Annotated in this window: 9 protein-coding genes and 2 rRNA genes (1 of these 11 cut by a window edge); 7 read left to right on the forward strand and 4 right to left on the reverse strand. The window is 69.7% G+C overall.

The genetic code is table 11. The annotated features are described in order from the left end of the window. Nucleotides 1–4: 4 nt before the first annotated feature. Together N5875_RS18345 and N5875_RS18350 are read left to right on the forward strand one after the other, a co-directional pair. A complete protein-coding gene (locus tag N5875_RS18345; RefSeq protein WP_318208449.1) occupies nucleotides 5–1,405 on the forward strand; it encodes an ATP-binding protein in 1,401 nt (466 codons plus the stop codon). Next, on the forward strand, nucleotides 1,406–2,959 hold the full coding sequence (locus tag N5875_RS18350; RefSeq protein ID WP_318208448.1) for a type IV secretory system conjugative DNA transfer family protein: 1,554 nt from the start codon (nucleotides 1,406–1,408) through the stop codon (nucleotides 2,957–2,959). A 27-nt stretch (nucleotides 2,960–2,986) separates the two neighbouring features. Here the strand turns inward: N5875_RS18350 and N5875_RS18355 are convergent, their stop codons facing one another. Beyond that, nucleotides 2,987–3,466 carry a MarR family transcriptional regulator gene (locus N5875_RS18355; protein ID WP_318208447.1) on the reverse strand — a complete coding sequence of 160 codons (480 nt, stop codon included), beginning with the start codon at nucleotides 3,464–3,466 and terminating at the stop codon, nucleotides 2,987–2,989. Nucleotides 3,467–3,564: 98 nt separating this feature from the next. Here N5875_RS18355 and N5875_RS18360 point away from each other — a divergent pair, with 98 nt between their 5' ends. Further along, nucleotides 3,565–3,921 carry an HGxxPAAW family protein gene (locus tag N5875_RS18360; protein ID WP_318208446.1) on the forward strand — a complete coding sequence of 119 codons (357 nt, stop codon included), beginning with the start codon at nucleotides 3,565–3,567 and terminating at the stop codon, nucleotides 3,919–3,921. Nucleotides 3,922–3,993: 72 nt separating this feature from the next. On the opposite strand, the gene N5875_RS18365 is transcribed toward N5875_RS18360, so the two are convergent. Next, nucleotides 3,994–4,551: a GNAT family N-acetyltransferase gene (locus tag N5875_RS18365; protein WP_318208445.1), complete on the reverse strand. Its 558-nt coding sequence runs from the start codon at nucleotides 4,549–4,551 to the stop codon at nucleotides 3,994–3,996. 136 nt (nucleotides 4,552–4,687) lie between these two features. Here N5875_RS18365 and N5875_RS18370 point away from each other — a divergent pair, with 136 nt between their 5' ends. From N5875_RS18370 to N5875_RS18385, 4 genes are read left to right on the forward strand one after another with little or no spacing between them, the layout of a single operon-like run. Further along, nucleotides 4,688–5,590 (forward strand): ABC transporter ATP-binding protein, encoded by a 903-nt coding sequence (locus tag N5875_RS18370; RefSeq protein WP_338494933.1) that lies wholly within the window; start codon nucleotides 4,688–4,690, stop codon nucleotides 5,588–5,590. After that, complete coding sequence (locus N5875_RS18375) at nucleotides 5,587–6,405, forward strand: ABC transporter permease (protein WP_318208443.1); 819 nt, start codon at nucleotides 5,587–5,589, stop codon at nucleotides 6,403–6,405. The genes N5875_RS18370 and N5875_RS18375 overlap by 4 nt, the downstream gene beginning before the upstream one ends. A gap of 12 nt (nucleotides 6,406–6,417) precedes the next feature. Beyond that, on the forward strand, nucleotides 6,418–7,662 hold the full coding sequence (locus N5875_RS18380) for a sensor histidine kinase (protein WP_338494937.1): 1,245 nt from the start codon (nucleotides 6,418–6,420) through the stop codon (nucleotides 7,660–7,662). After that, nucleotides 7,659–8,327, forward strand: a complete 669-nt coding sequence (locus N5875_RS18385) for a response regulator transcription factor (RefSeq protein WP_318208441.1) — start codon at nucleotides 7,659–7,661, stop codon at nucleotides 8,325–8,327. The genes N5875_RS18380 and N5875_RS18385 overlap by 4 nt, the downstream gene beginning before the upstream one ends. Before the next feature lie 74 nt (nucleotides 8,328–8,401). Here N5875_RS18385 and rrf read toward each other — a convergent pair. Continuing rightward, nucleotides 8,402–8,518: ribosomal RNA gene (gene rrf, locus N5875_RS18390) — 5S ribosomal RNA — on the reverse strand. Between the two features lie 73 nt (nucleotides 8,519–8,591). Further along, nucleotides 8,592–10,050: ribosomal RNA gene (locus N5875_RS18395) — 23S ribosomal RNA — on the reverse strand; it runs 1,660 nt beyond the window's last position.

Consider the following 10,050-nt stretch of genomic DNA (forward strand, 5'->3'; position numbering starts at 1 on the left):
ACCCATGCGAGATCCGCTGTCCGTCCTCACCGACGCCTTCACCTCCTTCGTCTTCGGCAAGGTGGAGACGACCCGCCTGCCCGTCCGCACCTCCACCGGGCAGGCCCAGGCCGTCTACCTGCCGACCGCCGCCCCCGGCCTGGGCGACTCCGGCGTGATCATCGGCCGCGAGGTCTACAGCGGCAAGGGCTACATCTACGACCCCTTCCAGCTGTACGGGCAGCAGCTCCCCGCCCCGCACTGGCTGGTCCTCGGCGAGTCCGGCAACGGCAAGTCGGCCCTTGAGAAGACGTACGTGCTCCGCCAGCTCCGCTTCCGCGACCGGCAGGTCGTCGTCCTCGACGCCCAGGGCGAGGACGGCGTCGGCGAATGGAACCTCATCGCGCAGGAGCTGGGGATAACCCCCATCCGCCTGGACCCCATGGTCGCCAACGACTCCGGGATCCGCCTCAACCCGCTCGACCCGTCGATCACCACGACCGGGCAGCTGGCCCTGCTCCGTACGATCATCGAGGTGGCGATGGGCCACGGCCTCGACGAGCGCTCCGGCTTCGCGCTCAAGGTCGCCCACGCCCACGTCGTCGAGCACACCACCCACCGCCAGCCGATCCTCACCGACATCGTGGAGCGGCTCCGCCACCCCGAGGCGGAATCCGCCGAGGCGATGAACGTCGACATAGACGATGTACGGGCCTGGGGCCTGGACGTCGCCCTCGTCCTCGACCGCCTCGTCGACGGCGACCTGCGCGGCATGTTCGACGGCCCGACGACCGTCGGCATCGACCTCGACGCGCCCCTGATCGTCTTCGACCTCTCCCACATCGACCGCAACTCCATCGCCATGCCGATCCTCATGGCGATCGTCGGCGTCTGGCTGGAGCACACCTGGATCCGCCCCGACCGGAAGAAGCGCATCTTCCTCGTCGAGGAGGCCTGGCACATCATCAACAGCCCGTTCGTGGCGCAGCTGTTCCAGCGGCTGCTCAAGTTCGGCCGTCGCCTCGGCCTGTCCTTCGTCGCCGTCGTCCACCACCTCTCCGACGTCGTCGACGGAGCGGCGGCGAAGGAGGCCGCGGCGATCCTCAAGATGGCCTCCACCCGGACCATCTACGCCCAGAAGGCCGACGAGGCACGCAGCACGGGCCGGGTCCTCGGCCTGCCCCGCTGGGCGGTCGAGATCATCCCGACCCTGACCCCCGGCATCGCGGTCTGGGACGTCAACGGCAATGTGCAGGTGGTCAAACACCTCATCACCGAACGAGAACGCCCGCTGGTCTACACCGACCGCGCCATGACGGAAGCCTCGGCCTCCCTCGGAGACCCGGACCTCGAATGGGAGACGGAGCAGCGGGCGATCCTCATCGAGCAGCAGATGAACGGCACTTCGCAGTCGACGGTGGCGTAGATGGAAACGGCACGGAAGGGCGGGGGAGGGGTCTCCGACGGGCTGCTGCTCAGCCTGTTCGGCCTCCTCCTCTGCCTCACGGTCCTGGTGTGGACGGCGACGGGCCTGGCCGGTCTGCTCTCCCACGGCGCCTGGCCGGAGGGTGTCGCCTACACGGGCACACCCTCGGCCCTGCGCTCCCTGGCCACGGCCCCGGCGGACCTCGCGGCGGCCTGGCCGGCCACCCCGCCGGGCCAGCTCTCCGGATACGGCCTGTTCTGGGGCCTGCTGATCGGCGAGGCGATGATCCTCCTCGTCCTCGCGATCTTCGCCCTGGGCACCCTGGCCCGCTGGCGAGCGGTGCGCGCCAACAAGAAGGCGGGGGTGTACGGAAGGGGCCAGGAGCCGGTACGGGACACCCGCGAGCCGGCGCACGAGAAGCCCGCGTACGACGAGCCCGCCGACGAGCAGCCCATACGCGAGAGGCCCACGCACGAGAAGCCCGCGTACGAGAAGCCCGTACACGAGGAACCCGTACACAAGGCCGCTCCGGCTCCCCCGGCTCCCCGCAGCCCCCTCACGACCCACGCACCGGAGCCGCCCACGGCCCCGCTCCCGACAGCGCCCCCGGCACCGCCGGCCCCCGCAGGCACCCCCCGGACGTTCTACGGCCCCCCGGACGCCCGCCACCCCGCCGCCGTCCAGGCCGTCCAGGACGCCGAGGGCCCGGTCCTCGTCATCACCTCGGACCCTGCCCTCTGGGCCGCGACCAAGGACGCGCGCGGCAAACTCGGCCCGGTCCTCGTCCACGACCCCGGCCACCTGTGCGACACCCCCGCTCGACTCCACTGGTCGCCGTCCGAGCACTGCGAGGACCCGGCCGTGGCCACGGAGCGGGCGATCGCCCTGCTGGCGCCCGTACGCCCGCACTCCCGGCTGGACGCGGCCACCGCCGACACCGCCGAAACGCTCCTGCGCTGCTGGCTGCACGCGGCCGCCGTGGACGGACGCCCGTTCCGCCAGGTCCACCGCTGGGCGCAGGGCACGGGCGCCCACGAGCCCGTACGGATCCTCCGCAGCCACCCGAAGGCGGCCTCCGGCCACGCGGGCCTGCTCGAATCGGCACTCACCGCGCACCCGGAAAGCCGCCGCATGGCACAGGAACTGACGGCCCGTGCGCTGGCGTCGCTCTCGTCGATCCACATCCGGGAGGCCTGCACCCCGAATCGAACTGATTCGCTGGCGCTGGCATCTTTCCTCCCCGAAGGGGGCACCCTCTACGTGGTGGGGGAGCCCATCGAGGATCCCCGCACCCACCCCGGCGCGATGCCGCTCCTGACGGCGCTCGCCGCAAGCGTGGTCGAGCACGGCCGCCGCATGGCCGCACGGTCATCCGACGGTCGGCTCGACCCACCAATGACCCTCGTCCTGGACGACGTCGCCGCCGTGGCCCCGCTCCCCCAGCTCCCGGAGCTCCTCGCCACCGGCCACACCCAGGGCCTCCCGACCCTGGCCCTGATGCGCTCGCCGGAACAGGCCCGCACCAGATGGCCGGAGACCTCCCTGAGCCACTGAGGGACCCTGCCTCGGTCCGCTCCCGGGTCAGAGGGCGCGGCCGCGCAGGGAGTGCAGATGGGCACGGGCCGCATCGGCGGCATGGCTGAACCAGTCGGCGATCACGGCGGTCTCTTCCGGGGTGTACCGGGCGAAGACCTCCTCCAGGCGGGCGTAGAACGGCTGGTACAGCGCGACGACCCGGGCGGCCGCCTCCGGGTCGGCGACCACGCGCACCCGCCGCCGGTCGGCCGGGTCAGGGGCTCGACGGGCGTAGCCGGCCTTCTCCAGACGGTTGAGCACCCCGGTCACGGCTCCCGTGGTGAGGTTGGCGCGCTCCGCCAGGTCCCCGGCGGACAGCGGCTCCTCGCCCGCGCCGAGCACATGCCCGAGACAGGTCAGGTCGGTCACGTTGAGGCCGAGCGCCTGCGCGACCTCCTGCTGGCCGATGAGGCCCAGGGCCACGTACGCGTCCATCCGGTGGATCGCCTCGCCGACGGTGGCCGGGGGACGGCTCTTGCCCTCCACGCAGAGACTCCTTAGTATCTAAGTTACTTAGCTCGTGAGATAAATCGTCCCATCGATGCCTTCATCCTGCCTGCCCTGACACCCCCACCGGAGCAACCATGAGCGCCCACGGCGACGTCGACCTCGGCCACACCCTGGCCGGATGGACCGGAACCACCCTCGCCGGACTGGGCTCCACCGTCGCGGGAGCCGGAATCTGCCTGGACCTCCCCTGGGCCCTGTGGCTCGGCGCGGCACTGACCCTTCTCGCCGCCGTCACGACCTGGACCCTCCACCTGGCGGGCTGGGGCAAGCCCTCCGGCCCCCGGCCGGCCGACCAGTGGGACTGGCGGGTCCGCGACGCCACCGCCCGCCACGGCCACCCCGACTGCCTCGGCTGCCGCCTCGCGGGCCGCCGCGTCACGGTCACCGCCCGGACCCGACCGCACCCCGAACCGGCCCCCAGCCACCCCTGATCCCGGCCACGACCAGGTCCCGGCGACCGCCCAGGCACCCACGCCCAGCCATCAACACCCCGCCACCGACGCCTACGAAGCCCGCCGGATCTCGTACTCGTCCTCCATCGCCGTGTCGTGCCCCGGAACGCCCACCCGCTCCCCCGTCGCCACGAAACCGAAGCGACGGTAGAACGCGGCGGCCCGCGCGTTGTCCTCATGGACGTAGAGCCGCACCCGCTCGACCGGCTCCGCCAGCGACCAGGACCACTCGACGCCCGCACGGAACAGCGCGTCGATCACACCCGTCCCCCGCGCCTCGGGCCGCACGTAGACACCCACGATGTGCGTCTGGACGACCTTCGCCGGCTCACCGAAGCGCACCTCGTCCGCCGGCCGCTCCACCAGGACCGAGATCGTGCCCGCCCAACTCCCGTCCGGGGCCTCGGCCACGAACTGCCGCGCGTTCCCCTCGCCGCTGTCGGACCCCCCCTCGGCGCGCTCCTGCCAGAAGGAGTCCGGGCGCTGCACGGCCGCCTCGTACGTGTCGAGGAACGCGAGATGCGCGACCGGGTCCCGCAGGGCAGCGAGACGGATCTCGCGGGTCTGCTCCCACTCGTCGGCGCGGATGGCACGTATCGAAAAGTCCATGGGCCCGATCCTCCGACGCCCACACACCCCTGACAAGGGCTTTTCGCTTCCCCTCGTACCCCGGTACTACGCCCACGCCCCATCTCCCGTCCCAGGTCGGACGAACGCCCGCGGCCCGCTCCCTAACGTCGACGACATGATCCGAGCAGAGAACCTCACCAAGCGGTACGGGGACACCACCGTCGTCCAGGACCTCAGCTTCACCGTCCGGCCGGGCGCCGTCACCGGCTTCCTCGGCCCCAACGGCGCCGGAAAGTCCACCACCCTCCGCATGATCCTCGGCCTCGACGCCCCCACCCGCGGCCACGCCACCGTCGACGGCCGCCCGTACGCCCGGCACGGCGCCCCGCTCACCCGCGTCGGCGCCCTCCTCGAAGCCCGCTCCGTGCACCCCGGCCGCACGGCCCGCCACCACCTCACCGCCCTCGCCCTCACCCACGGCATCCCGCGGTCCCGCGTCGACCGGGTCCTCGCCGTCACCGGCCTCACCCATGTCGCCGACAAGCGCGTGAAGGGCTTCTCCCTCGGCATGGGCCAGCGCCTCGGCATCGCCGCCGCGCTCCTCGGCGAGCCGGCCACCGTCGTCCTCGACGAACCGGTCAACGGCCTCGACCCCGAGGGCGTGCTCTGGATCCGCACCCTCCTCAAGTCCCTTGCCACCGAAGGCCGTACCGTCCTCGTCTCCTCCCACCTGATGAGCGAGATGGCCCTCACCGCCGACCACCTGATCGTCATCGGCAAGGGCCGGCTCCTCGCCGACACCACGGTCGACGAGCTCGTCCGCACCTCCGGCGGCGCCTCGGTCAAGGTCGTCACCCCGGAGGCCGACCGGCTGCGGAACCTGCTCCCCGGCGCCGCCATCACCCTGGAGGCCCCCGACACCCTCCTCGTCACCGGCCCGGACGCACCGGAGATCGGCCGCACGGCCGCCGCCCACGGCCTCCCCCTCCATGAACTGACCCCTCAGGCCGCCTCGCTGGAGCAGGCGTTCATGGCCCTCACCCACGACTCCGTCGAATACCAGGGAGCCCCCGCATGACCACCCCGACCCTCACCCGGACCGGCACCCCGTCCGACACCCCCACCGTCACCCCGCGCCTCACCCACGCGCGCGTACTCCACTCCGAGTGGCACAAACTGTGGACCGTCCGCTCGACCTGGACCACCGTCCTCACCGCCACCGCGCTCGTCCTCGGCGTCGGCATCCTCATGGGCGCCACCTACACCTCCGACGGCGGCGACTCCGACGTCGACACCGTCATCCTCACCCTCTACGGCAGCCAGCTCGGCGCCATCGCCCTCGCCGTCCTCGGCATCCTGGTCACGGCCGGCGAATACGCGACGGGCATGATCCGCGCCTCCCTCACCGCCGTCCCCGGCCGACTCCCCGTCCTGGCGGCGAAAGCCGCCGTCTACACCGGCGTGGTCCTCACCCTCACGTTCGTCACCAACCTGCTGACCTTCCTCACCGCACAGGTCTTCCTCTCCGACACCGACCAGGCCGCCTCCCTCACCGACGACGGCGTCCTCGCCGCCCTCGCGGGCAACGCCGCCGGCATCACGCTCCTCGGCCTGATCGCCCTCGGCCTCGGCGCGACCCTCCGCTCCGTACCCGGCGCGATCGGCGCCTTCGTCGGCGGCGTGATGATCCTGCCCGAGGTCCTCGGGATGCTCCCGTACGAGGCGATGGAGACGGCCGTCCGGTACTTCCCCACTCAGGCCGCCGGCGCCCTCGGCTCGGCCACCCCGCTCCCGGGCGCGGCCTCCCCCGGCGCAGCCCTGCTCGCCCTGCTCCTCTGGGCGCTCGCGACACTCACGCTCCCCGCACTGTTGCTCAAGCGCCGGGACGTATGAGGAGATGATCAAGTGACCACGGAGACGGCACGGGAAGCGGCCGGCACCACGACGGGCCTCAGCCGCTCCGCCCAGAAACTGCTCGCACGCGCGCGTGCCGTCGACTCGCGCCGGCCCTGGCTGTGGGACAGCACGCTCACGCTGTTCTGGACGGGAGCGGCGCTCGTGGACGCGTCCGGCGGCTGGCGGAACACCGCGCCCGACCCGACCGTCCCGACCTGGCTCGTGGTCACCCTCAGCCTGGCCCTCGCCCTGCCGCTGTACGGGCGCCGCCGACAGCCCACGGCCGCCCTCGCCGTGATGGCCTGCGCGGCGCTCGTCAGCGCCGCCTCCGGCGCCTTCCTCCAGGCGGGTTATCTCCAGCTGATCCCGCTCTTCCACATCGCCCTCGCCCGCCCGCCCCGCGCACTCCTCTGGTCCTTCGCGCTCCTCCTCCCGCCCCTCCTGACGGGCGCGCTCCGTTTCCCCCGGGGGAGTTGGGACCAGCACGTCGTCCCCACCCTGTGGGCGTACGCGCTCGTCGCCCTCCTCGGCATCGCCGTCCGCTCCCGCAAGGACCACACGGCGGCCCTCGTCGACCGGGCCCGCCGTCTGGAGATCGAACGCGACCAGGAGGTCCGGCTCGCCGCGGCGGCCGAACGGACCAGGATCGCCCGCGAGATGCACGACATCATCGGCCACAACCTCTCGGTCATCACGGGCCTCGCGGACGGCGGCCGGTACGCGGCGGCCAGACATCCCGAGCGCGCGACCCAGGCCCTCGACGCCATCGGTACGACGAGCCGCGAGGCCCTCGCCGAACTCCGCCGCCTGCTCGGCGTCCTGCGCGACGACGAGCAGGCGGCGGCCCGAGACCCCCAGCCCACCCTGGCCGACCTCGACACCCTGATCACCGGGGTACGGAAGGCAGGCCTGCCCGTACGGCTCGAACTCCGCGACTCCCCCACCGCGCAACCCCTCACGCCCGGCGCCCAGCTGACGGTCTACCGGGTCGTCCAGGAAGCCCTGACGAACACCCTCAAGCACGCGGGCCAGGGCGCGACGGCGACGGTGACCCTGACGTACACCCCCGAAGAGGTGAGGGCGGAGATCACGGACACGGGCGCCGCCCCGACACCGTCCCCTGGCCAGGGTCAGGGGCTCACGGGCATGCGCGAACGCGCGGCCCTCTACGACGGCACACTCGAAAGCGGCCCGCTGCCGACCGGCGGCTGGCATGTCGGACTCCGACTCCCCCGGGAGGACTCCCCCTCGTGACGACCGTACTCATCGCGGACGACCAGCCCATGCAGCGCTTCGGTTTCCGCATGCTGTTGGAGAGCCAGGACGACATGACCGTCGTCGGCGAGGCCGGGAACGGCACGGAGGCGATCCGGCTGGTCGACCGTCACCACCCCGACGTCGTCCTGATGGACATCCGGATGCCCGGCCTCGACGGCATCGAGGCCACCCGCCGGATCATCGCCACGGGCGCCCGCACCCGCGTCCTGATCGTCACCACCTTCGACCTGGACGAGTACGCGTACGACGGCCTGCGCGCCGGCGCCAGCGGCTTCCTGGTGAAGGACGCACAGCCGGAGGAACTCCTCGCCGGGATCCGCGCGGTCGCGAGCGGCGACGCGGTTGTCGCCCCGAGCCTCACCCGCCGCCTCCTGGACGCCTATATCCACCACCTGCCGGCGTCCCCCACGGCAGAACCGCACCCGGAGGACCCACGACTCGCCTCCCTCACCGAACGGGAACGCGAGATCCTCACGGTCATCGGCCAGGGCTGGACGAACACCGAGATCGCCGAACGCCTCCACCTCGCGGAGTCGACGGTGAAGACCCATGTCGGCCGCATCCTGGCGAAGACGGGCGCCCGCGACCGCGTCCAGGCGGTGATCCTGGCGTATGACACCCAACTGGTCACGCCGGCCTGAGCGGGCCCCACGAAAAGCTCCGGAACGCAGAAAAGCCCCGCACCATGAAGGTGCGGGGCTTTCCCACAATGATTGTTCGGCGGCGTCCTACTCTCCCACAGGGTCCCCCCTGCAGTACCATCGGCGCTGAAAGGCTTAGCTTCCGGGTTCGGAATGTAACCGGGCGTTTCCCTAACGCTATGACCACCGAAACTCTATGAAGTTGACGAACCGGTATCGGCACAGTTCGTTACTTCAGAACTAACACAGTGGACGCGAGCAACTGAGGACAAGCCCTCGGCCTATTAGTACCGGTCAGCTCCACCCATTACTGGGCTTCCACATCCGGCCTATCAACCCAGTCGTCTACTGGGAGCCTTACCCTCTCAAGGAGGTGGGAATACTCATCTCGAAGCAGGCTTCCCGCTTAGATGCTTTCAGCGGTTATCCCTCCCGAACGTAGCCAACCAGCCATGCCCTTGGCAGGACAACTGGCACACCAGAGGTTCGTCCGTCCCGGTCCTCTCGTACTAGGGACAGCCCTTCTCAATATTCCTACGCGCACAGCGGATAGGGACCGAACTGTCTCACGACGTTCTAAACCCAGCTCGCGTACCGCTTTAATGGGCGAACAGCCCAACCCTTGGGACCGACTCCAGCCCCAGGATGCGACGAGCCGACATCGAGGTGCCAAACCATCCCGTCGATATGGACTCTTGGGGAAGATCAGCCTGTTATCCCCGGGGTACCTTTTATCCGTTGAGCGACGGCGCTTCCACAAGCCACCGCCGGATCACTAGTCCCGACTTTCGTCCCTGCTCGACCCGTCGGTCTCACAGTCAAGCTCCCTTGTGCACTTACACTCAACACCTGATTGCCAACCAGGCTGAGGGAACCTTTGGGCGCCTCCGTTACCCTTTGGGAGGCAACCGCCCCAGTTAAACTACCCATCAGACACTGTCCCTGATCCGGATCACGGACCGAGGTTAGACATCCAGCACGACCAGAGTGGTATTTCAACGGCGACTCCACCATGACTGGCGTCACGGCTTCAAAGTCTCCCACCTATCCTACACAAGCCGAACCGAACACCAATATCAAACTGTAGTAAAGGTCCCGGGGTCTTTCCGTCCTGCTGCGCGAAACGAGCATCTTTACTCGTAGTGCAATTTCACCGGGCCTATGGTTGAGACAGTCGAGAAGTCGTTACGCCATTCGTGCAGGTCGGAACTTACCCGACAAGGAATTTCGCTACCTTAGGATGGTTATAGTTACCACCGCCGTTTACTGGCGCTTAAGTTCTCAGCTTCGCCACACCGAAATGTGACTAACCGGTCCCCTTAACGTTCCAGCACCGGGCAGGCGTCAGTCCGTATACATCGCCTTACGGCTTCGCACGGACCTGTGTTTTTAGTAAACAGTCGCTTCTCGCTGGTCTCTGCGGCCACCCCCAGCTCACGGAGTAAATCCGATCACCAGACGTGGCCCCCCTTCTCCCGAAGTTACGGGGGCATTTTGCCGAGTTCCTTAACCATAGTTCACCCGAACGCCTCGGTATTCTCTACCTGACCACCTGAGTCGGTTTAGGGTACGGGCCGCCATGAAACTCGCTAGAGGCTTTTCTCGACAGCATAGGATCATCCACTTCACCACAATCGGCTCGGCATCAGGTCTCAGGCTATGTGCTGTCCGGATTTACCTGGACAACGCCCTACACCCTTACCCCGGGACTACCACCGCCCGG

Source organism: Streptomyces sp. SJL17-4 (assembly GCF_036826855.1).
Taxonomy (GTDB): Bacteria; Actinomycetota; Actinomycetes; order Streptomycetales; family Streptomycetaceae; genus Streptomyces.

Excerpts from the sequence above, each read along its gene's own strand:
- N5875_RS18345 (WP_318208449.1), top strand. The coding sequence starts at position 5 with ATGCGAGATCCGCTGTCCGTCCTCACCGACGCCTTCACCTCCTTCGTC.
- N5875_RS18350 (WP_318208448.1), top strand. The coding sequence starts at position 1,406 with ATGGAAACGGCACGGAAGGGCGGGGGAGGGGTCTCCGACGGGCTGCTG.
- N5875_RS18360 (WP_318208446.1), top strand. The coding sequence starts at position 3,565 with ATGAGCGCCCACGGCGACGTCGACCTCGGCCACACCCTGGCCGGATGG.
- N5875_RS18365 (WP_318208445.1), bottom strand. The coding sequence starts at position 4,551 with ATGGACTTTTCGATACGTGCCATCCGCGCCGACGAGTGGGAGCAGACC.
- N5875_RS18370 (WP_338494933.1), top strand. The coding sequence starts at position 4,688 with ATGATCCGAGCAGAGAACCTCACCAAGCGGTACGGGGACACCACCGTC.
- N5875_RS18375 (WP_318208443.1), top strand. The coding sequence starts at position 5,587 with ATGACCACCCCGACCCTCACCCGGACCGGCACCCCGTCCGACACCCCC.